Source organism: Prauserella marina (genome assembly GCF_002240355.1).
Classification (GTDB): domain Bacteria; phylum Actinomycetota; class Actinomycetes; order Mycobacteriales; family Pseudonocardiaceae; genus Prauserella_A; species Prauserella_A marina.
Genome location: NZ_CP016353.1, coordinates 5,204,078 through 5,225,394, shown reverse-complemented (window position 1 = coordinate 5,225,394; position 21,317 = coordinate 5,204,078). Strand labels below are relative to the sequence as shown.

Sequence of the window (21,317 nt, the reverse complement as noted above, 5' to 3'; positions counted from 1 at the left end):
CATGTCGCTCGTGTTCGCGGCGCGCAACGGTCCGACGGCACCGCGCGGTTTCGGAGGGGCCGGAGATCACGGCGATCCGGTCGCGAGGCCGGGACAAGGGCAGGCAGCCGGAAGGGTGGCCCCTGGCAGGGCGGGTGAGGTGAGAAACCCGGCGAGCCATGCCGCTCCGGCCGGTCAGTCCGCGTTGCCGATCGAGGTGAGGCCACCGGCTCCGCCCGCGGCGGTGTCGTTGCTGAACCAGGCCAGGCACGGTGTTGCCGAGGCGGGCAGGGAATCCGATGCCGCCCACCGGTTCATCTCCGCCTACCTTTCGGCGTTGCGTGCCGCCGCCGCCATCCTCGCCGCGAGGGGCAGGCCGCACCGGGGAAGGGCAAGGCCGGAGAGCGTATGGACGCTGCTCGCTTCGGCGGCACCGGAGCTGGCGCAGTGGGCCGCGTTCTTCGCCGCGAATTCGGCAAGGAGGGCAGCGGCGCAGGCGGGTAACTCCCGGCACATCACCGCTGATTCGGCCGACGAGTTGTTGCGCAACGCGCGTGAGTTCGTCGCGCTGGCACAGCGTGCCGTCCACCCACGACCGGCAGGGGCAGGCAATCAGTGCGTCAATCCGCCACGGATGCCCCGGCAACGGAGGAGATGATGGCGGGGCAGGCGCTGATCGACCACGGGAGGTTCCTTGAGGCGCTCGGCTACGAATGTGAACTGCTTATCGAGAGTTCTCACGCGACACCACCGGATCTACCCGTTCCACTGAGTCCGGGGTGGACGGTCGGCGAGGTACTCCGGCATGTCGGCAGCATGTACCGGCAGACGCTGGGCTGGTTGGTCGACGGTGCCCTGCCGCGGGAGTGGCAACGCGATCCGGCGCCGGGACAGACCGTCGAGAGCTATGTGCGCGAGGGTTTCGTCGATCTGCAAGAGGTGCTTGCCTGGCACGATCCTGGCGAGCGGGCGGCCACCTGGTGGCCTGCCGATCCCACCTATGGTTTCTGGGCTCGGCGCATGGCACACGAGACCACCATCCACCGGTACGACGTCGAGGACGCCGCGCGGATGCCACACGCCGAGATCGCCGACGACTTCGCCATCGACGGCATCGACGAGGCGCTGGCTTTGTGGTTCAGCCACCGGCTCCCGATGCTCGGATTGAGCGGTACCCGCGGAAGTTCGGTCGCGGTGCGGTCCGGAGGGCACACCTGGATAGCGAGGGCGGGGCCGGAAGAGACCGTCGCGTGGCATTGTTCGGACCGAGAGGTCGAGCACGCCGACGCGGTGGTGTCGGGGAGCCCGGTCATCGTTTATTTGTGGTTGTGGGGCAGGAGATGGCTCACCGAAATCCACTCTGACGGCGACGCCGACGCGGTGGGACAGTTGTGGGCGTTGCTGAGGTTGGCGACAAAATGATCACCGGGGCTTGTGGGGAAGCAACGTCCCGTCGATCGGATTCGCACCTCGGTCGTGCTGCTCGTGCCCATGGTGACCGTGGTGACCGTGGTGGCCGGAACGGAATGATCCGGCCACCACCCGGGTCGCCGTCGTCGGGGCGTGCTGCCGGAGCCGACCGGCCGGCTGGCCACATCAGACGGTGACGAACCAATGTGGACTCCGGGGCAGGCACTATCCGTGGTTCGGTCCGACCCCGACAGCCAGCAAGGTTCCCTTCGTCGCCACCAGCACATGGGCGGAGGAAAGAGCGCGCAGCGCCGTGATCCTGCGCGACACCGTGACACGTTCGGTGACCCGGCCGTCGAAATCGAGGTGAAACAGGATTCCCGTCATGGAGGCGACGACAAACCCGGTCTCGACGGCGACGACCTGATCGAGAAGGGGTTGCCCGACATCGACTCGGTACGGCAGGCAATCGCCGGTGAGGCGGGCGACCGTGAAGCCCGCCCGGCGTTCGCGCAGCCAAAGCAGGCCGCCGACGTGAACCGGTGCCGATACAGCGAGATCATGGTCGGTGACAAGGAATTCTCGCACCGTACCTCGCGAGGGCCGGATGTCTGCCACCGTACGAGAACCGCATCGCGTCAAGAACCGGTCGCTTCCGGCGCTGGTGAACGTCGCCTTGTTGTCGGTGTCGATGAGCGGGTGCGGCAATGACCACGCCACCAGTTCCGTGCCGTCCCGCCGGTCGAGCAACCTCACCGCCGAACCGCCGGGTTCGCCGAAGAGGAAACCGCCGTCCGTGGCGATCGGTCGCACGGTGGGCTGCCGGTCGTTCGTCTGCCACCGAAGCTCTCCCGTCGCGCGGTCCACCACGCGCGGGGACGTGTAGCCACGCCAGCCGCCCACGAGGACGGCGTCGCCGGACACCACGAGATGCCCGGTGGTCGAATCGAGTTCCGTACTCCACACGCGGTGTCCGGTTTCCAGGTCGAAGCACAGCAACCGGCTGGTGTTCTGAGGAAGCGCGTAGCAGTGCTCGCCGGCGACGGCGAGTGCCCTTGGCCAGGTGCCGACGGGCACGTCCCAGCGATGCGAGCCGGTAGCGGAATCAAGACACACCAGCCTGGTACGCCGCTCGTGGAGCACCACGTATCCGCCGGTGGTGACCGCGATACCGGTGTCGGTACCAGCTTGGTGCAACTGCCGCTCCCAGCGGATCTCGAACACCCCCGTAGTCCATCAAGCAGGGCGGGGGAGACGCAACCGCGTTGCGCGCTCGGGTCGCGGGCCGAGACCTGCCGCGCGGCTCGGTGAAGCGCGGCGGGTCCCTGGGAACCTTGTCCACAGTGGATCGACGTTCGCCGGACCGGTGCCGACGAGACGGCACCCAACGATGGTGGAACCGCCGCCCGGCGGAAGCGGTAGCCGACTGGAGCGTTGCCGACCAACGTCGTTGACGGACCGAAACCGCTGCTCGGCCGGAAGCGACGGCCGGAACCGTCGTCGGCACAAGGCGTTGCCCGGCCGGAAGTGCCGCCGGACCGAAACCGCTGCCCCGGCCCGAACCGTTGTGATCAGAAGCGTTGCCTGACACGAAGCCCGCCTGACCAGAAGCGCCGCTGACAAGAAGCGCGATCGGAAGCGCCGCTGACAAGAAGCGCGATCGGAAGCGCCGCTGACTGGAATCGCCGACCGGCAGGAGGGGCCCCGCCTCCCAGCCAGGGCCTTGTCCCGGCAGAGCCCTGCCTCACCGGTCCTGCTCTGGCAACCGTTATTCGACAGTCCCGCCCGGTAGCACTGTCCGAATTGCCCACGGAGGCCGCCAATGCTCCCTCCCCGTGTTGGGGTGATTACGCATAGCTTACGATCTGTGACACTGGGCATTCGCTCGATCGCTCACCGCCGTCGAGCGCGCCGACCACGGGGTGAGGACAGAGGGTGCGACGGCTTCTTGGCGCGGTCATCATCGCGAACATCCTTGCTGGCGCGCTGGTGCTGCGGATCCCCAACGCCCCCGCCGAACTCGCCGCCGCCGCACCTCCACGGCAGTGTGACTGGAACACCGAGTACGAACGCACCATCAAGGAACTCGGCGAGGATCCCCGCGACGTCGTCCGCGTCGCCGGGATCGCCCGGAAAGGGCAGGCGTACCTCGACGCGCACATGATCGGGATCAATCCGACGACCCCGTGCGACATGGTGTCGAGCGTGATCCGCCACGAGTGGGCACACGTGCAGCAGGGCCGCCTGGCCGGAGGGCTCGACGCCGCGTGGAGAAAGTACGGCGACCGGCTTGAGATCGTGGCCGACTGCACGTCCTGGTTGCTCGGGTCGAAACACACCCCCTACCGGCAACAGCGCATCGACGATCATTTCCCCGGTTGTACCGCGGCCGATCTCGCCGACGCGAGAGAACTGCTCGGCTTCCGGTCGCCCGCCGACGTGTCCGTGCGGTAGCGGACCGGTCTCCCGCGTCCGCCGCCGCGCACGGCGGATGTTTCGACGTTGTTGCCTACCATGGCGATCGCTTGACCAGGGCGAAACACCGGTGCCGCCGACCGGCAACAAGACCGAGGGAGCGTGAGGTCATGGACCCGCGCGCAGCCCGATCCACCGGCTACTCCGTCCTGCCCGACGGCAGCCCGGATGTGTTGGGCGGAGGCCGCACGTCCAACACCTGGCGGCTTCGCGTCAGGATGGCCGACCGGCCGGGGACACTCGCCATGCTCGCGATCCGTCTCGCCGACCTGGGATGCAACATCCTGAGCCTTTCCGTACTGCCCGTGCGGGGCGGTGTTCTCGACGAGATCGTCGTCAGGTCGGCGGGAGAGTGCACCCGCTCTCAGGTGATGGCCGCGGTCCAGCGGCAGGACTGTGAGTGCGTCGGCATCACCGGCGCCGACGTGAGGGAACTTGTCGACACATCGGCCGCGGCGCTGTCGTCGGCGAACCAGGCCATCACGAATCCGGCGGCGTCCGCCGATGCGCTCAAGGAGATTCTGGCGGCTGACATCGTCACGGTCGTACCGGCCGACGAGGCCAACCCGGGGCGGACCGAGAGCGGGCACCGCGCGGTCTTCGGCTTCGGCGACACCGGCTCTCTCGTGGCCCGCAGGTTGTGGGCTCCGTTCGTGCGACAGGAACTCGCGCGTGCGGAGGCGCTGCTCGGCCTGCTTCGTTCGGCCGAGCGAAACGTCGCCGGTTCGGTTGTTCTCACCTGCGAGGACGGGGCCGCCGTCGTGCTCAGGGCCGGCACACCCGCGGATGCGGACGCCGCCATCGCCCTGCATCACCGGTGTTCAGCGGCCACGTTGTTCCAGCGCTACCACTCGGGGCCGAGGATGATGCCTCGTCACGAACTGCGTCGCCTTCTCGTGCCACCGCGCGGAATCAGCGTGGTCGCCGCGGGCGGCAGGCAGATCGTCGGGCTGGGCCAAGTGATCTTCGAACCCGGTTCGGACAGCGCGGAGATTGCCCTGCTCGTCGAAGATTCCTGGCAGCGCAACGGTCTCGGTTCGGGACTGCTCCGGCGGCTCGCCGTTCTCGCCTCGGCGAGTGGGTGTGGCGAACTCGTCGCCACGTGCCTGCCGGGAAGCGAGGGCATCCGGCGGGCCGCGCTGCGTGCCGGACTGAGCCCCGCTCGCGCGGTCGACGCGAACGGCCTGCTGCGCATGACCTTGTGACCGGCGGGGTCAGCAGGTCACCGACACCTCGGCACTGGGGTGAAACGATACGTGCACGTGGTCGTAGTGGTTCTCGGTCACGCTGCCCCGGTCTTCCATCATCGACCAGCCGTTGCCGTCGTTGTACTGCTGGCTCCAGATCACATAGCTCACCCCGAATTCGGCCTGATGTGCCAGCACGTAATCGGCCAGTGCGTTTCCGGTTTCCGTATCAACCATGAAATCCAGCGCCAATCCCGCAGGGTGTTCACCGGACACCGCTCGGTCACCAATACCGTGAACGGTATCGACCGAGAATTGTGTCAGGATGTGATTGCCCACTTGCGCTACGTGCGGCTGTGTTCCGGCGAGATCCGTTGAACAGGAAGCGGGTGGCGGGGCAGGCGGGGGTTCAGGCGGCGGTTCCGTCGTGGTGGGTTCCGGTTCGGGCTCCGTCGTGGTCGTCGGTGGCGGAGTCGTTGTCGTGGTTGTGCTGGTCGGCGGTGGTTTCGTGGTTGTCGTCGTCGAGGTCGGCCGTTCCGTCGTCGAGGTTGGCAGTGAGATCGCCAGCGCGGCGCCCTCGGTGTTCTTCCACAGGCCGCTCGTGGCCCAGACGCTGGCGACAAGAAGGCTTGCGGCAACAAGACCAAGTGCCGCGGGTAATCTCCAGCGCGGTTTTTTCGCGCGATGTCGGCCAGCCATTTCGGTTCCTCGAAAATCAACGACGTCAGAAGCCCGGTCAGATTACGAACCGGCAACGGCGATGTCACGAACGAGTGGGCATGGACACAGATCGCGAAAAACAGGTAATACGCGGCAGCGAGATGCCGATTGTTTTCGGTCGCCGACGCGAGAGTGATCGCGGGTCGGTGAGCGGACCTTCGGCTGACCTGTCCACATGTGCGGCAGGTATTCGGCCGGTGACATCTCTACGTGGCAAGATGGCCCGCGCCGCTTTCCGCTCACACTACGGCAAACGGAGTAGTGGACTGCGGCATTGGGCCTATATATGAATTCTGGCCCGCTCGTGGCGAGCGCGCGAGTACCCGGCGCGCCGCGAGAGCAGCGCGTCAGCCGAAACAGCCGTGCGAGCGTGACCCCTCGGCGTTTTCGTGGACAAGAGGTCGGCGTGATGACTCAGCGAGACCAGAACCAGTCGTGCCCACGGGCTTCACGAAGCGCCTCCCTGCGGCGAGACGGTTCCAGCCGGTCCAGGTACAGCTTGCCGTCGAGGTGATCCGTTTCGTGCTGAAGACATTGCGCCATGACCTCCTTGCCCTCGACGGTCACCGGTTCATTGCGCAGATCGACCCCTTTGACCACCGCGTACTTCGCGCGGATGGTCGGAAACCACAACTCGGGCACCGAAAGACAGCCTTCGTTGATCTCGTGCGTCTCTTCCGACAGTTCCACGATCTCCGGATTCAGCACGTAGCCGAGGTCGCCGCCGACGTTGTAGCTGAACGCACGCAGGCCGACACCGATCTGTGGCGCGGCGAGTCCCGCCCTGCCCGGCGGTTCGACGGTGTCCAGCAGGTCGGTGACCAACGCCTTGAGCGAAGCGTCGAATCGTGTTACCGGATCGGCCACCGATTTCAGCACCGGGTCGCCGAAATACCGCAGGTCTCGCACAGCCATCGTCGTCGGGTCCTCTCACTCTCGCTGCCGTAGCTTAGGGTGACCGTGATCAAGCCCTCAGCCGCAGCCCCTTCGGAGTGGCCCGGAAGCCCGCTTCCCGCAGCACATCCGCCAGTTCGGAAGTCAGCGCCTGTTCCCCGTCGGCGCGCTGAACCTGTAGCTGGCCCAGCCAGCCTTCCCGAACCGACGTCGAGAGCGCCTGTGCCGCGGCGGCCAGCACGGCACGGTCGTCGCTGAACGACAGCAGTGAACGACCCCCTCGCTCGACGTAAAGCACCGGTACCCCGTCGACGAGGACGGTCAGCGCACCCGCCTTGCGCGCGGGCCGGTGCTTGGTGTTCCCGACGGGCGCCGGCCAATTCAGCGCCGCACCGTAGGGCTGGGCGGGGTCGCTCGCAGCGAGCACCACGGCACCCTGTCGTTTGCGCGGGCCCCCGGTGTCAGAGACCGCGCGCAGCCGGTCGACGGCGCCCTTCGCCGCGAACTGCGCGGCGCCGAGCCCTTCCACGACATATCCGCGAATGACCTGCCCCGAATCCTCCATGCCGCGAAGAACCTTGTAGATCCCGGAAAAACCGCCGCTGACGCGTTCGGTGTCCAGCGCGCCTCTGGTGAGAACTCCGTGCCGTTCGAGGAAGGACTCGGTGCGGGCGTGGGTCCGCCGGGTGGGTTCGGTCGCCCTGTCCGGAGTGAGGCCCCATCGTCCCGCCACCGTGGGCGGTCCGGTTCGGGAGGGCATCGAGGGCCGCCCCGCGCGCAGCCTCGCGTATCGCCCCCGAGGCGCCGAGCGGCGTGGCTTGTGCGTGGCGCCTTTGCCCGACACCTGAGCCCGCAGCGGGCCGAGCGTGTCGCCCGTGACCAGACCCGCCCACACCAGGTCCCACAACGCGGCGACCACGTCCGCGTCGTCGGGTGCCTTCTCCGCGATCGGCGTCACTCTGTCGACGAGTTGCCTGAAGAACAAAGCACCACCCTCCAATGTGGAGAGAATGGTGTCGTGCAGCGGACCTTGTGAAGCCGGGTACTCGACATCGGGGAGCAACAGGTCGGCCACATCCGTCGGCGCGACCGCGATCCAGCCGTCACCCCCGGCAAGCGCGCCGCAGCCACACCAGGTCACCTCGCCCGCCGTGGTCAGCTCGTCGAGCAGGGCGGGGTAGTAGCCAGGAAGCCTGCTCGGCAGAATCAGCGATTCCAGCGCACTCGCGGGAAGCGGGGCGCCCGCGAGTTGTTCGACCACGGACAACACGTCGTCCGCCGTCGGTGCCGAACGCACCCTGCCCCCGATTCCGTGCCAGCTCGGCAGGAACCTGCCCAGCGCGGCCGGTTCGACGGGTTCGACCTCGGCACGCAGCTTGGCGAGTGACGCCCTGCGCAGCCTGCGCAGGACACCGGAATCGCAATACTCGATACCCGGTTCGCGGGATTGCGGTTTGAGCTCGCCCCGCACCAGCCGCCCTTCCGACGTGAGCCGGTCGAGTAGTCCGGTCACGACGGCGTTTCCCAGCCCGAATCGCTTCGCGACATCGGCAGCGGGGAACGGTCCGTGCCCTCGGGCGTAGCGGATCAGCAGATCACCGAGGGGATCGGCGACCGGCTCCGTGAACGCCTCGGGAATGCCGATGGGCAACGCGACTCCGAGCGCGTCGCGTACCCGGCCCGCGTCCTCGATGGCGAGGTAGCGGTCCTCGCCGCCCATCCTGACCAGGATGGCCCTTCGCTCGGCGACGAGGTCGGCAAGCCATTCGGGGCGCACTCCGCGTTCGGCGGCCTCCGCCTCGGTGAGATCGCCGATGAACCGGAGCAGATCGGCGGCGTCCTCGACGCCCCGCGCGTTGCGTTCAGGGTCGAGTCGCTGAAGTGAGCGCCCGACCGATTCCACGGTCTCGGCGTCGAGCAGTTCCCTGATGGCCTCGGTGCCGAGCAGTTCGGCGAGCAGCGTCGAATCGAGCGAGAGCGCCGCGGCCCTTCGCTCCGCGAGCGGGGCGTCGGTCTCGTAGAGGAACATGCCGACATAGCCGAACAGCAGACTCCGCGCGAACGGAGAGGCCGAAGGGGTCTCGACCTCGACGACCCTGACCTTTCTCGCCCTGACGTCCGACATGAGGTCGCGCAGGCCGTTGACGTCGTAGACGTCCTGCAAACATTCCCTCATCGCCTCAAGTACGACGGGAAACCGTTCGTACTTCGCCGCGACGCCGAGAAGTTGCGCCGAGCGTTGCCGCTGCTGCCACAGCGGCGTTCTCCGTCGCGGGTCCCTTCGCGGCAGCAGCAGCGACCTCGCCGCGCACTCCCTGAATCTGGCCGCGAACAGGGCGGAGCCACCGACCTCGGAGACGATGACCGACTCGACTTCCTCGGGATCGACGAGCACGTCTTCCGCGCCGACCACGACATCGCGGCCGTCGGCGTCGAGCGCGTCGGGCAGTCGCAGGACGATGCCGTCGTCGGAGTGCGCCACCTGCGCGTCGACTCCCTTGTTCTCGCGAAGGCCGGCGGCGATCGCCAGTGCCCACGGAGCGTTGACCTGCGCGCCGAATGGTGAATGCACGACGACCCGCCAGTCGCCGAGTTCGTCGCGGAACCGTTCGAGCAGCACGGTGCGGTCGTTGGGGACATGCCGGGTCGCCTCACGCTGCTCGGTGAGATAGCCGATGAGGTTGTCGCACGCGCGCTCGTCGAGACCGGCCGTCACCGCTCGTTCCCTCGCCGCAGAAGGGTCCGATGTGGACAGTTCGCGGAGGAAAGCGCCGAGCGCCCTGCCCAGTTCCAGCGGCCTGCCGGGCGCGTCGCCTTTCCAGAACGGCATTCTCGCCGGTTCTCCCGGAGCCGGTACCACGATGACGCGATCGTGGGTGATGTCGGTGATGCGCCAGGACGAGGTACCGAGCAGGATCGTATCGCCGACCCTCGACTCGTACACCATCTCCTCGTCGAGTTCGCCGACTCGCGACCCGGGCCGGTCGCCGTCGCCTGGCGTCATGACGGTGAAGAGGCCGCGGTCGGGAATGGTTCCGCCAGAGGTGACCGCGAGTCGCTGCGCGCCCGGCCTGCCCCGCAGGTCGCCGGTGACGCGGTCCCACGTGATCCTCGCCCGCAGTTCTCCGAACTCCTCACTCGGATAACGTCCGGCCAGCATGTCGAGCACCGCGTTCAGCGCGTCGTCAGGCAGGGCGGCGAACGGAGCCGCTCGCCGTACGATCGTGGCGACCTCCTCGACCGAACGCGGTTCGAGCGCCACCATCGCGACAACCTGTTGTGCCAGCACGTCGAGCGGATTGCGCGGATAGCGGATGGCTTCGATCGCGCCGCTCGTCATGCGCTCCGCCACGACCGCGCACGAGACGAGGTCGCCACGGAACTTGGGGAACATGACTCCCGTCGACACCGCCCCGACGTGGTGACCCGCACGGCCGACCCGTTGCAGCCCCGATGCCACCGTCGGCGGTGCCTCGATCTGTACCACCAGGTCGACGGCGCCCATGTCGATGCCGAGCTCCAGCGAGGAGGTGGCCACGACACACGGCAGCTTCCCCGATTTCAGTTCCTCCTCGACCCTGGTCCGCTGCTCCCGCGACATCGAACCGTGGTGTGCCTTGGCGACCGTCGCCTCCGCGCCGACCGTCAGCCCCGATTCTCCGATGGCCTCGGCGGGGAATCGCTGTCCCTGCTCCAGTTCGGTCCGCTCGGCGACCAGTTCGTTGAGCCTCGCGGTGAGCCGTTCGGCCAGCCGCCGGGAATTCGCGAACACGATGGTCGAGCGATGCTGGCTGACGAGTTCGAGTACGCGTTCCTCGACAGCGGGCCAGATCGACGGCTTGCGGACGGTTTCCCCTTGCTCGTTCCCCTGGTCGTTCTCGGAGGGAAGCGGTAGCGGCTCCGCCGGTTCGGCCTGCCGTGCCGGGGTGTCGAGTTCGGCCATGTCGGCGACCGGGACCTCGACCCTGACCTCGACCGTTTTGGCCAGTTCGGGTTGAACGACCCTGATGGGGCGGCCACCGGCGAGGAAGGCACTGACCTCGTCGACCGGCCGCACCGTCGCGGAGAGCCCGATGCGCTGTGCCGGTTTCGGCAGCAGGTCGTCCAGTCGTTCGAGGGAAAGCGCGAGGTGGGCTCCGCGCTTGCCGCCCGCGACGGCGTGGACCTCGTCGATGATCACCGTCTCGACACCACGCAGCGACTCGCGGGCAGACGACGTCAGTATGAGAAACAGCGACTCGGGAGTGGTCACCAGCACGTCGGGAGGTGTCCTCGTGAACGCCCTGCGTTCCGTCGCCGTGGTGTCGCCGGTGCGCATGCCCACCGTGATCTCGGGCGGGGTGTGACCAAGCCGCCGCGCGGCCTGCGAGATCCCGGCGAGCGGGGCGCGGAGGTTGCGCTGCACGTCCACGGCGAGCGCCTTCAGCGGAGAGACGTACAACACCCTGCACCTGCGCGCCGGCGCGGAGGGCGGCGGCGAGATCGCGAGCTGGTCGAGAGCCCACAGGAAGGCGGCGAGCGTCTTTCCCGAACCCGTCGGCGCGACGACCAGCGCGTGTTCACCGGCGTGCGCGGCCAGCCACGCCCCGTCCTGAGCCGCCGTGGGCGCGGCGAAGGCCCCCGCGAACCAGTCCTTGGTCGCGGGAGAGAAGAGGTCGAGTACGTTCTTGCCCACGTCCCCATGATGCGTCCTGCCACCGACATTTTCGGTGGAGTGTTCGCCGACCAGGGAATTCTCCGGGTCCGTCCTCGCGGGCTCGCGGGACGTGGGAGCATCACCGCGAGTTTCTTTCGGGTACTCGACAAGGGGAGAGCTGTGCGGATTCTGTCCGTGGATCTTGGTACGTCCAACACCGTCGCCGTCCTTTCCGCCCATGGACGGCCACCTCGGGTCGTCGAGGTCGACGGGTCGGCGACCATGCCGTCGGCTGTGTTCGCCGAGGAGGACGGCACCCTGGTCGTCGGAAGAGACGCGGAGCGAAGGGCAAGACTCGACCCGACCCGATTCGAGCCCAACCCCAAACGCAGGGTCGACGAGCAGACGCTGTTGCTGGGCACGGATGTCGTCCCGGTCAACGAGGCGCTGGCCGCCGTGCTGCGCAGGGTCCTCGACGAGACGTCCCGGCAGCTCGGTGGCGAGCAGCCCGACGAGATCCGGCTCACCCACCCCGCGCAATGGGGCCCTGTCCGGCGCAACGTGCTGCTCTCGGCCGCGAGGCTGGCCGGGATGGGCAACGCGCTCTCGCTGGTGCCGGAGCCCGTCGCCGCGGCGGCGCACTTCGCCTCCTTCCCCGGCAAGGCGCTCACCCCTGGACAGACGCTGGCCGTCTACGACCTCGGCGCGGGGACCTTCGACGTCGCCGTCGTCGGCGCGACCCAGAACGGCTACACGGTCCTCGCCGAGGACGGCCTTCCCGATCTCGGTGGGCTCGACGTCGACCAGGCGCTGCTCGTGCACGTCGGCAGGGAGGTCTCGCACAGGGACCCGCAGCACTGGCAGCGGCTGCTGCGCCCCGAATCCACTGCGGACAGGCGCACGAGGCGGGCACTCCAGGAGGATGTGAAGGCCGCGAAGGAAGCCTTGTCGAGGCTGCCGCAGACGGAGGTTCCGATGCCGGAGCCGTTCACCGACGTACTCGTGACGAGAGCCGAACTGGAAGCGCTGGTGCGGCCTGCGATGCTGCGCAGCGTCGAGCTACTGGCGAGGACGGTGCGCTCGGCGGGACTGTCCCCCGGCCGGCTCGCCGGTATCTACCTTGTCGGAGGGTCGAGCAGGCTTCCGCTCGTCGGCACGTTGCTCGCGGAGAAGCTCGGCGTCGTGCCGGCGAGCCTCGATCAGCCGGAGACCGCCGTCGCGCTCGGCGCGCACCACGTGGCGGCCGACGGCATCAGCATGCGCACCCAGAACGTCGAGGGGCAGGTGGCGACATCGGGGGTGCCGCAGAGCGGGCCGCACCAGCAGGTGGCCGCGCTGCCGGGCGCCTATTCGCCTCCCGCCGGGTTCGCGCGGCCGCCCCAGCAGCGGCCCCAGCAACCCCAGCACGGGGCGCATCAGCAGACGGCGTTTCCGAACAGCGGTCCGCAGCAGGCCGTCGGCGGGCAGCAACCTCCTGCCGCGGCCAATTTTCCTTCCTATCCGGCCGCGAAGAAGACGGGCGACGGAAAACGGCGCAAGCTGTTGATCGGCGTGGCGGTGGCCGCGGTCGTCCTGCTCGGGGCGGGTGCTGCCTTCCTGTTCCTGCCGTCGTCGACGGGAACGACCTACGCCGCTGAGGAATGCAAGCAGCCGGGAGAGACCGACGAGCAGGGATTCACCGGTTGCCTGCGGCAGCTCGCCGGAACGATCGCGGAGACAGGTCAGTGCGGTCCAGGCACGGGAAGCGGGCCCGCCGCCGCGTCGAACGAGGAAGAGCTGGGAATCACCGTGACCTGTGCGGCACCGGGGCTGGCGAGCGCGCAGGTCACCTACCTCCAGGGCACGTCCTCCGATGTGCTCAAGCGGTACACGGACGGGTTGCTGAGCAGGACCGGTGGCGGCGACCAGGTGCAGGCCGACTGGAAGGGCAACGCCCTGGAGGGCAGCTACTCGGCCTCGGCTGGCCGGAATTCGTCCGTGCTGGTGTTCACGGTCAAGGACCGGCCGTTATCGGGCTTCATCTACCAGGTCAACGGTAGTGGTGACGGTGAGGTGTCCACGCCGGGGAAGCTCGCCGACTACTTCGAGCGCACCGTGCAGCCCGGCGAGTAGCCCCGCCGAGAGTTCGTCACTTGCGCCGGTTGCGTACGGCGAAGACAAGTACGGCGAGCGCGCCGAGCACCGTCGCGATGGACGCGAGCGTCAGTACGGTCGAGTCCACTCCTGTCGTGGCCTGTGCGAACACCATGCCAGCACGGTACGCGAGTTGCCCGGGGCTACGCTGGCGCCGATGCGGATCACGGTTTTTCGACGGCTGATGGCGGACGAGTTCGGCGGGACACGCGCCGAAATGCTGGCCAAGGATCATGTACTCAGCGGGCTCGGAGGGCGCACCGTCGAGCAGGCGCTGGCCGCCGGCGTGTCCGCGAAGGAGATCTGGCGGCAGGTGTGCCAGGAGTTCGACGTCCCTGCCGAACGCCGCTGACCGCTCGCGGGAGCGAGCACGGAGGCCGGGGCGACAAATTTACCCGAGGGGTGTGTCACCTTCGACCTCGAACACGTGTTCGTCTATCGTGTTGTCCACATCGGGTCGGTTATCCACAGATTTCCACCGTCCCCGGTGAAACTGTCGGACCTCAGCCGTAACGTCAGGCCCAGCAGTTCACAACCGCGACAGTCAATGAGGTGGATTCCAATGCCAGCAGCACCGGACAAGGGCAAGGCGCTCGATCTGGCCCTTGCCCAGATCGACAAGCAGTTCGGCAAGGGGTCGGTGATGCGCCTCGGTGAGGACAGCCGCCCGCCGATCGAGGTCATTCCCACCGGCGCCATCGCGCTGGACATCGCGCTTGGCATCGGGGGACTGCCCCGGGGCCGCGTCGTCGAGATCTACGGTCCAGAGTCGTCGGGTAAGACGACGGTGGCGTTGCATGCCGTCGCCAACGCGCAGAAGTCCGGCGGCATCGCGGCGTTCATCGACGCGGAGCACGCTCTCGACCCCGAGTACGCCAAGGTGCTCGGCGTGGACACCGACGCGCTGCTCGTCTCGCAGCCGGACACCGGTGAGCAGGCGCTGGAGATCGCGGACATGCTGATCCGTTCCGGCGCGCTCGACATCCTGGTCATCGACTCTGTCGCCGCGCTGGTTCCCCGCGCCGAGATCGAGGGCGAGATGGGTGACTCGCACGTCGGTCTGCAGGCGAGGTTGATGAGCCAGGCGCTCCGGAAGATCACCGGTGCGCTGCACAACTCCGGCACCACCGCGATCTTCATCAACCAGCTTCGCGAGAAGGTCGGCGTCATGTTCGGGTCGCCGGAGACCACCACGGGTGGAAAGGCACTCAAGTTCTACGCCTCCGTCCGGCTCGACGTCCGTCGTATCGAGACGCTGAAGGACGCCGGTGAGGCCGTCGGCAACCGCACCAGGGTGAAGGTCGTCAAGAACAAGGTCGCTCCGCCGTTCAAGCAAGCCGAGTTCGACATCCTCTACGGGCACGGTGTCTCGCGCGAGGGTTCGCTCATCGACATGGGTGTCGACCAGGGCATTGTCCGCAAGTCCGGCGCCTGGTACACCTACGAGGGTGACCAGCTTGGTCAGGGTAAGGAAAACGCGCGAAAGTTCTTGCGCGACAACCCCGATATCGCCAACGAAATCGAAAAGCGGATCAAGGAAAAGCTGGGCATCGGAGCGCAACTCGATGCCGATGAGACAGCACCGGCGCCGGTCGACTTCTGAGGTCGCCGATGTCGGAATCCGAGGACGGTGGCCGGTCGCCGCGCGCGCGGTCGCGGCGAGTGGCTGACCTGACGCCGGAAGAAGCGCGAAAGAAGGCGAAGGAGATCTGTTTCGATCTCCTCGCGACTCGATCCAGAACCAAGGACGAGTTGCGAAAAGCGTTGCGGCGCAAGGGTTTTGCCGAGGAGATCGGCGAGGAACTGCTGGGCAAGCTCGATCAGGCCGGGCTCGTGGACGATGCCGCGTTCGCCGAACAATGGGTGCGTGCGCGGCACAACCATCAGGGGCTCGCCAAGCGGGCGCTGGTCGCCGAACTCAAGCGCAAGGGTGTCGACAGCACGCTGGCCGTGGAAGCGGCGGGCGAGGTCGACCGGGACGCCGAGGAAGAACGCGCGCGCGAGTTGGTCCGGAAAAAGCTACGGACCATGACCAGCGTCGACGAACAGACCGCCACTCGGCGACTGCTTGGCATGCTTGCCCGCAAAGGCTATTCGCAGGGGCTTGCCTACACGGTGATCAAGGAAGAACTGCGTGAGGCCGGTGCCGAGTCCACGATGCTCGACGACGTGGCGCTCGACTGAACGGAAAGTCGTTTCGCCGCTTGAGAACCCGGCCTGATCCGTAGTGCCGATCGGTCGTGATCTTGATACAGCGTCGCGCGCCTCGGCGACGGACCGGGGTCGCCGTCGGCATAACTCTCGCGCGGCGATCTCGATGCGCGGCGGGGCGTAACGGGCGCGGCATCGCGCGGATGCCGTCGGCCCGCTCGTTGATCGCCGGTTCGAGGACCTGGCACTCGCCGGAACCGCAACGGTGATGTCGACCGGTTCGTAACCGCCGGTGGTCGTCCGAGCGCGTGTCATCGAAACGCCGACCTACGGGCGTTCGGCCAGCCGCTCGACCGTGAATGTCGTCATCGTTGTCCTCCTGGTTGCCACTCGCACGTCGGATGAGCCTCAACCAGCGTTTCCCTCGTCCCGCGACGAGTTCGACCTGGACTGTCCTCAATGTCCTCGATGTTCCTGGTGTGGCCCGCGATCGGGTGGTCCTCGTGGGCCGGGACGCAGACCGATCAGGAATCGAGAAGCGTCGGCGGGCGCGCCGTGGCTAGCGTGAATCCCGGAAGCCCACCGCCGAGCCGGCAAGCCGGTTGGTGGGAGCACCTGAATCGGAAGAACCGACGGGAGGCCAGGACAATGGCGACAGGGCAAAAGGCGGACAACAGTGGCGGACGTCAGAGTGGTGCGCCCGGAAAATTGTCGCTGTGGTTTCAGCGGCGCATGAATGCCCGCACGAACACCCGCATTCGCCGTAAGGGCGGCAAAGTCATGGGCATGGATCTGTTGATCCTGCACACCTTGGGACGCCGCAGCGGTGAACCGCGTGAATCACCCATCACGTGGTTTGCCGAGGACGAGGACACCTGGCTGATCATCGCGTCGGGTGGTGGAAGCCGGAATCCCGACTGGTACGTCAATCTCATGGCGCACCCCGACAAGGCGGTGATAGAACTGCCGGGCCGTGGCACCATCCCGGTGGCGCCCCACCGGCTCGACGGCGGCGACCGGGAACAGGCGTGGAAGCACATCACCACGTCGCAGCCACGGTACGAGAAATACCAGCGCAAGTCCGAGCGTCAGTACCCGGTGGTCCGGCTCGTCAGGCGCTGAGCGGCGTGTCCCCTTCGACGGTATCCGCCGCCTCGTCCAGGGCGTTCGCTTCCCGGTTCACCGGAGCCGATCGCGGCGGATCCTCAGCGGTGTCCGGAGAACTCGCTCGTGCCACCTTGCCGTCGCGAGGCGGTGGTAGTGGGGAGGCGAAAGCGCCGGGTCAGCGCAGCCACCGCAACGCGGCGTCGGCGCCGTCCACCGGGTTGCTGTTGAAGGCGATGGCCGCGCCTGGCGCGTGCAGACGAACCAGATTGACCACCTTCTCGAACAATTCGAGCAACGGCTCGGGCTTGCGGATACCGCCGCCGATCACGACGCAGTCGTAGTCTTTCCGCACCAGTGCCTCGATGATCGCCGCCTCGGGAGCCTCATCGACCGTCACAAGGCACCAGTCGGCCTCGATGCCGTGATCGTCGAAACGGGACCTGCCACGTCGCATTGCCGTCGTGACCGTTTCCGGGTCCGCCACTTGGAGGGTGGCCGGATCGATGCCGACCACGAGTACTTGAGCCACCACCGGATGTCCCCCTTGCCGTTCGGTTCACCTGACATCTATCACGTTCACGGTGAGTGCCGGACACGGCACGTGGAGAAATGGCCACCGGTCGCGCGATGTGGATGTCACCAATCGGCGGTCGTCACGGTGACATGTGCACTACCGTGTCGACGTGCCAGCAGGTAGGGAGTCGACGCGGTCCAGGCTGCCTTCCCTTACCGGTATGCGGTTTCTGGCGGCGTTGCTGGTGTTCGTCTTCCACGTCGCGACCGTCTTCGCTTACCCGGACGCCGAAACGGCGGCCGGTGTTCAGTCGGTGACGGGCAGGCTGGCTTTCCTCGGTGTCTCGTTCTTCTTCGTACTCAGCGGATTTGTCCTGACCTGGTCCGCGCGTCCCGGCGACGGCGCCGGTTCGTTCCTGCGGCGCAGGCTCTGCAAGATCTACCCCAATCACCTCGTGACGTTCGCCGTGGCGCTGATCCTGTTGCTGGTACTGGCGAAACCGGTGACCGGAGTGCTGCCGAACCTGCTGCTCTTCCACGCCTGGATTCCTGATCAGTCCATTTTCAACAGTGTGAACGTGGTGAGCTGGTCGCTTTCCTGCGAGCTGGTGTTCTATCTGTTTTTCCCGTTGCTCTACCGGTGGATCACCCGCATCGGCGAAAAGCACCTGTGGTGGTGGGCATCCGGCGTCGTGGTGGCGGTGTTGTGTGTTCCGTTCGTCGCCGAGATCGCGATCCCGGCGACGGACGGCGATCCTCTACAGGCCGGTTCAAGCACGTCGCAGGTGTGGTTCGTCTTCATTTTCCCTCCGGTGGCCTTGTTGCAGTTCGTGCTCGGCATCCTCATGGCACGGATCGTGCTGGCGGGCCGGTGGTTCGGTCTTCCGCTGCCGGTCGCCGCGCTGGCACTCGTCGGCGGCTATGCGCTGGCTCTGCTGGTTCCGTACAACTTCGGCATCAACGCCACGACGATCGTTCCGATCGCACTGGTCATCGCCGCCGGAGCCGTCGCCGACGTCAGAGGAAGGCGAACGCTGCTGCGAGGCAGGACGATGCTGTGGCTGGGCGAGGTGTCATTCGCCTTCTATCTCGTCCATTACGTCGTCCTGCTCGACGGCAGGGAGTTGCTGGGATTGCCACGGTTGTCCGTCGGCGGAGAGGTCGCATTGTCGATCGCGGGGTTCGCGGTCAGCCTCGCGCTGGCCTTCTTGCTCTACCTCGGTGTGGAACGGCCGGTCATGCGCAGGTGGAGCAGGGCAAGACGGCCCCGGCATCGTCGGGCGCCCGGTCGTACCGGCTTCCCACCGGGACACGAGCCGGCCGGGAGCGCTCCTCGGCCTCGCGGCGCCGGGTAGCGAGGCTCAGCCCGCGAGCGAGCGCGCCCGTGCCGCCAGTCGCTCGATCCGTGCCCAGTCGCGTGCGGCGATCGCGTCGCGGGGGGTCAGCCAGGAGCCGCCGACACAACCGACGTTCGGCAGCGCGAGGTACCCGGGCGCGCTGTGCTCTGTGATGCCGCCCGTCGGGCAGAAGCGCAGGTCTGGCAAGGGGCCCTCGATCGCGCGCAGAGCGGCCACCCCGCCGTTCGCTTCGGCAGGGAAGAACTTCAGCGAGTCGAGCCCGTTTTCGGCGAGCCGCATGGCCTCCGACACCGTCGCGACTCCTGGCAGGAAGGGCAGTCCGGTGTCCTCGGCGCCGGCGAGCAACGCGTCGGTGCAGCCTGGCGTGACGAGGAACGCGGCGCCCGCGTCGGCGGCCTGCCGTGCCTGCGTGGGAGTGGTGACGGTGCCCGCGCCGACGACGATGCCGGGCACCTCACTCGCGATGTGCTCGATGGCGGCCAGCGCGACCGGAGTGCGCAGGGTCAGCTCGATGACGGTGATTCCACCCGCCAGCAGTGCTTTCGCGACCTCGGCCGCCGGTTCGATCTCGTCGGCGACCACGACCGGCATCACCGGCGAAAGGGTGAGCAGTTCGGCGCTCGTCATCATCGTGCTCCCGTCGCCGTGGTGGCCGCCCCGAAGTGACCCGGTGTCACGGGACCGAAGACGCCCGCTCCGGTCTCCGCGGGGCCGACAGCCCTGCGCAGAGTAGTGAACAGCTCCCTTCCGGTGCCCACCCACGTCGCGTCGTCGGGCGGGCCTTCGCCTGGTTCTCTCGCGGCGAACTCGGCGGCGGACACCAGCACGTCGAGTTCCCCCGCGTCGGCGTCGAGGCGAACGAGGTCGCCGTCGATGACCTTGGCGAGCGGACCTCCCGCCGCGGCCTCCGGGGTCACGTGGATGACGGCGGGAATCTTGCCGGAAGCACCGGACATACGGCCGTCGGTCACAAGCGCGACCCGGTGTCCTCTGTCGAGCAGAACACCGAGCGCGGGAGTGAGCCCGTGCAACTCCGGCATGCCGTTGGCTCGCGGTCCCTGATTGCGGATGACCACGACGACGTCCCTGTCGAGTTCGCCTGCGGTGAAGGCGGCGTCGAACTCGGCCTGGCTGCCGAAAACCCTGGCCGGGGCGCGGATGGCGCGATGGTGGGGGTCGATTGCCGAAACCTTGATCACCGCGCGGCCGAGGTTGCCCCGCACCATGCGGAGCCCGCCGTCAGGGGAGAACGGTCGCGAACAGGGGCGAAGGACCGACTCGTCGAGGCTACGGGTGGGAACCTCCCGCCATTCGAGGCCGGTTTCACCGAGCACCGGTTCCTGCCGGTAGCGGTGGAGCCCTTTTCCGGCGACCGTGTGCACGTCCTCGTCCAACAGCCCGGCGTCGAGCAGGGTGCCGACGAGGAACTGGACGCCGCCCGCCGCGTGGAAGTGGTTGATGTCGGCGCTGCCGTTGGGGTAGACGCTGGCGATCAACGGCACCACCGTGGACAGATCGGCGAAGTCGTCCCAGGTGAGGGTGATGCCCGCCGCCGCGGCGATCGCGACGAGGTGCAGGGTGTGGTTGGTCGAACCGCCGGTGGCGAGCAGCGCGACGAGCCCATTGACGACGGCCCGCTCGTCGATGACGGCCGAGACCGGCGTGTACTGCTCCCCTCGGGAAATGGCGACGATCCTGCGGGCGGCCTCCTCGGTCAGCGCCTTGCGAAGCGGGGTGCCGGGGTGCACGAAACTCGCGCCGGGCAGGTGCAGTCCCATGACCTCCACGACGAGCTGATTCGAGTTCGCGGTCCCGTAGAAGGTGCAGGTCCCCGGTGAGTGGTAGGAGGCGGACTCGGCGTCGAGCAGGTCCTTTCTGCTCGCCTTGCCTTCCGCGTGAGCCTGCCGCACTCGGACCTTCTCCTTGTTGGGAAGCCCCGACGTCATCGGCCCCGCGGGGACCAGGATCGCGGGCAGGTTGCCGAAGGACAACGCGCCGATCAGCAGCCCGGGAACGATCTTGTCGCACACACCGAGCAGCAATGTCCCGTCGAACATGTCGTGGGCGAGCGCGATGCCGGTGGCCATGGCGATGACGTCCCTGCTGAACAGAGACAGTTCCATCCCGGCCCTGCCCTGGGTGATGCCGTCGCACATCGCGGGAACGCCACCCGCGAACTGCGCGACCCCTCCGGCTTCCCGTGCCGCGGACTTCAGCAGGTCCGGGTAGCTCGCGAACGGCTGGTGGGCGGAAAGCAAGTCGTTGTAGGCGGAGACGATCGCGATGCCGGGTTTGCTCGCGCCCCTGACCGCGAGCCGGTCGGGGCCGGAGCAGGCGGCGAACCCGTGTGCGAGGTTGCCGCAGCCGAGGCCGGCGCGCGCCGTGGGTGCCGATGGTGCTGACGGCGTTGACGGCGCAGGCGGGGTACTCGCGACCCGAGCGAGGTACGCGGCCCTTGTCTCGGCGCTTCTGGTGATGATCCGGTCGGTGACCTCGGCGACGACGGGGTGGACCTGTGCTGCTGTCGGGTTCACGGGCGGCTCCGGCGCTTCGAAATGGGGGCGGCGGGCGCGGCGACAGCGTTGGCGTCGCGGCCGGAAAGTGACAACTGGAACGATACAGGTGCCCGAACTACGAATCAAAATCGATTAAGAAGATCACGATTAGTGACCCCCATCACGTGCGAAACTCCGGGTGTGCTACTTGTCACATCGAACATCGGCAAGGCAGAGTCGGCGATGAGTTCAGCAAGGC

The 21,317-nt window shown here is 67.6% G+C and carries 17 protein-coding genes and 1 pseudogene; 10 read left to right on the top strand and 8 right to left on the bottom strand.

The features are described from left to right. Position 1: 1 nt before the first annotated feature. Complete coding sequence (locus BAY61_RS23950) at positions 2–637, top strand: SAV_6107 family HEPN domain-containing protein (RefSeq protein WP_170140214.1); 636 nt, start codon at positions 2–4, stop codon at positions 635–637. After that, positions 637–1,401 (top strand): maleylpyruvate isomerase family mycothiol-dependent enzyme, encoded by a 765-nt coding sequence (locus tag BAY61_RS23945; RefSeq protein ID WP_091807388.1) that lies wholly within the window; start codon positions 637–639, stop codon positions 1,399–1,401. The genes BAY61_RS23950 and BAY61_RS23945 overlap by 1 nt, the downstream gene beginning before the upstream one ends. 213 nt (positions 1,402–1,614) lie before the next feature. Here the strand turns inward: BAY61_RS23945 and BAY61_RS23940 are convergent, their stop codons facing one another. Further along, on the bottom strand, positions 1,615–2,613 hold the full coding sequence (locus BAY61_RS23940) for an outer membrane protein assembly factor BamB family protein (protein WP_091807390.1): 999 nt from the start codon (positions 2,611–2,613) through the stop codon (positions 1,615–1,617). A 711-nt stretch (positions 2,614–3,324) separates the two neighbouring features. Between BAY61_RS23940 and BAY61_RS23935 the strand changes: the two genes are divergently transcribed. Beyond that, positions 3,325–3,843, top strand: a complete 519-nt coding sequence (locus tag BAY61_RS23935) for a hypothetical protein (protein WP_091807392.1) — start codon at positions 3,325–3,327, stop codon at positions 3,841–3,843. Positions 3,844–3,974: 131 nt separating this feature from the next. Continuing rightward, positions 3,975–5,069, top strand: coding sequence for a GNAT family N-acetyltransferase (locus BAY61_RS23930; RefSeq protein ID WP_420848828.1), 1,095 nt, complete (start codon positions 3,975–3,977; stop codon positions 5,067–5,069). A 9-nt stretch (positions 5,070–5,078) separates the two neighbouring features. On the opposite strand, the pseudogene BAY61_RS33945 reads toward BAY61_RS23930, so the two are convergent. The 4 genes and pseudogenes from BAY61_RS33945 to BAY61_RS23915 form a co-directional block, all read right to left on the bottom strand. Further along, positions 5,079–5,405, bottom strand: a pseudogene (locus BAY61_RS33945) (VldE C-terminal domain-containing protein); the annotation flags it as partial. A 55-nt stretch (positions 5,406–5,460) separates the two neighbouring features. Continuing rightward, entirely contained in the window at positions 5,461–5,643 is a 183-nt protein-coding gene (locus BAY61_RS33940; protein WP_338061481.1) for a hypothetical protein, read from the bottom strand. A gap of 542 nt (positions 5,644–6,185) precedes the next feature. Then, complete coding sequence (def, locus tag BAY61_RS23920) at positions 6,186–6,686, bottom strand: peptide deformylase (protein ID WP_091807396.1); 501 nt, start codon at positions 6,684–6,686, stop codon at positions 6,186–6,188. Positions 6,687–6,735: 49 nt separating this feature from the next. Beyond that, a complete protein-coding gene (locus BAY61_RS23915) occupies positions 6,736–11,340 on the bottom strand; it encodes an ATP-dependent helicase (protein ID WP_091807397.1) in 4,605 nt (1,534 codons plus the stop codon). A gap of 141 nt (positions 11,341–11,481) precedes the next feature. Between BAY61_RS23915 and BAY61_RS23910 the strand changes: the two genes are divergently transcribed. From BAY61_RS23910 to BAY61_RS23890, 5 genes are all read left to right on the top strand, one after another. Then, positions 11,482–13,413 (top strand): Hsp70 family protein, encoded by a 1,932-nt coding sequence (locus tag BAY61_RS23910; protein ID WP_091807530.1) that lies wholly within the window; start codon positions 11,482–11,484, stop codon positions 13,411–13,413. 178 nt (positions 13,414–13,591) lie between these two features. Further along, the gene (locus BAY61_RS23905; RefSeq protein WP_091807399.1) at positions 13,592–13,786 is read left to right on the top strand and encodes a DUF3046 domain-containing protein; all 195 of its coding nucleotides are present in this window, start codon (positions 13,592–13,594) and stop codon (positions 13,784–13,786) included. A gap of 210 nt (positions 13,787–13,996) precedes the next feature. After that, a complete protein-coding gene (gene recA, locus BAY61_RS23900) occupies positions 13,997–15,037 on the top strand; it encodes a recombinase RecA (RefSeq protein ID WP_091807401.1) in 1,041 nt (346 codons plus the stop codon). 8 nt (positions 15,038–15,045) lie between these two features. Beyond that, positions 15,046–15,618 carry a regulatory protein RecX gene (locus tag BAY61_RS23895; protein ID WP_091807402.1) on the top strand — a complete coding sequence of 191 codons (573 nt, stop codon included), beginning with the start codon at positions 15,046–15,048 and terminating at the stop codon, positions 15,616–15,618. 615 nt (positions 15,619–16,233) lie between these two features. Continuing rightward, a complete protein-coding gene (locus tag BAY61_RS23890; RefSeq protein WP_091807404.1) occupies positions 16,234–16,707 on the top strand; it encodes a nitroreductase family deazaflavin-dependent oxidoreductase in 474 nt (157 codons plus the stop codon). Positions 16,708–16,867: 160 nt separating this feature from the next. Here BAY61_RS23890 and BAY61_RS23885 read toward each other — a convergent pair whose 3' ends face one another. Continuing rightward, the gene (locus BAY61_RS23885) at positions 16,868–17,224 is read right to left on the bottom strand and encodes a hypothetical protein (protein WP_245865381.1); all 357 of its coding nucleotides are present in this window, start codon (positions 17,222–17,224) and stop codon (positions 16,868–16,870) included. A 151-nt stretch (positions 17,225–17,375) separates the two neighbouring features. Between BAY61_RS23885 and BAY61_RS23880 the strand changes: the two genes are divergently transcribed. Then, positions 17,376–18,560: an acyltransferase family protein gene (locus BAY61_RS23880; protein ID WP_211323594.1), complete on the top strand. Its 1,185-nt coding sequence runs from the start codon at positions 17,376–17,378 to the stop codon at positions 18,558–18,560. Positions 18,561–18,566: 6 nt separating this feature from the next. On the opposite strand, the gene eda is transcribed toward BAY61_RS23880, so the two are convergent. Both eda and edd read right to left on the bottom strand, forming a co-directional pair. Continuing rightward, positions 18,567–19,193 carry a bifunctional 4-hydroxy-2-oxoglutarate aldolase/2-dehydro-3-deoxy-phosphogluconate aldolase gene (gene eda / locus BAY61_RS23875; protein WP_176879780.1) on the bottom strand — a complete coding sequence of 209 codons (627 nt, stop codon included), beginning with the start codon at positions 19,191–19,193 and terminating at the stop codon, positions 18,567–18,569. After that, positions 19,190–21,097, bottom strand: coding sequence for a phosphogluconate dehydratase (gene edd, locus BAY61_RS23870; RefSeq protein ID WP_091807409.1), 1,908 nt, complete (start codon positions 21,095–21,097; stop codon positions 19,190–19,192). The genes eda and edd overlap by 4 nt, the downstream gene beginning before the upstream one ends. Between the last annotated feature and the right edge of the window lie 220 nt (positions 21,098–21,317).

What these genes read in the sequence shown, in the direction of transcription:
- recA (WP_091807401.1), top strand. Translation starts at nt 13,997, where the DNA reads ATGCCAGCAGCACCGGACAAGGGCAAGGCGCTCGATCTGGCCCTTGCC.
- BAY61_RS23890 (WP_091807404.1), top strand. Translation starts at nt 16,234, where the DNA reads ATGGCGACAGGGCAAAAGGCGGACAACAGTGGCGGACGTCAGAGTGGT.
- eda (WP_176879780.1), bottom strand. Translation starts at nt 19,193, where the DNA reads ATGATGACGAGCGCCGAACTGCTCACCCTTTCGCCGGTGATGCCGGTC.
- def (WP_091807396.1), bottom strand. Translation starts at nt 6,686, where the DNA reads ATGGCTGTGCGAGACCTGCGGTATTTCGGCGACCCGGTGCTGAAATCG.
- BAY61_RS23950 (WP_170140214.1), top strand. Translation starts at nt 2, where the DNA reads ATGTCGCTCGTGTTCGCGGCGCGCAACGGTCCGACGGCACCGCGCGGT.
- BAY61_RS23905 (WP_091807399.1), top strand. Translation starts at nt 13,592, where the DNA reads ATGCGGATCACGGTTTTTCGACGGCTGATGGCGGACGAGTTCGGCGGG.
- BAY61_RS23945 (WP_091807388.1), top strand. Translation starts at nt 637, where the DNA reads ATGGCGGGGCAGGCGCTGATCGACCACGGGAGGTTCCTTGAGGCGCTC.
- BAY61_RS23930 (WP_420848828.1), top strand. Translation starts at nt 3,975, where the DNA reads ATGGACCCGCGCGCAGCCCGATCCACCGGCTACTCCGTCCTGCCCGAC.
- BAY61_RS23895 (WP_091807402.1), top strand. Translation starts at nt 15,046, where the DNA reads ATGTCGGAATCCGAGGACGGTGGCCGGTCGCCGCGCGCGCGGTCGCGG.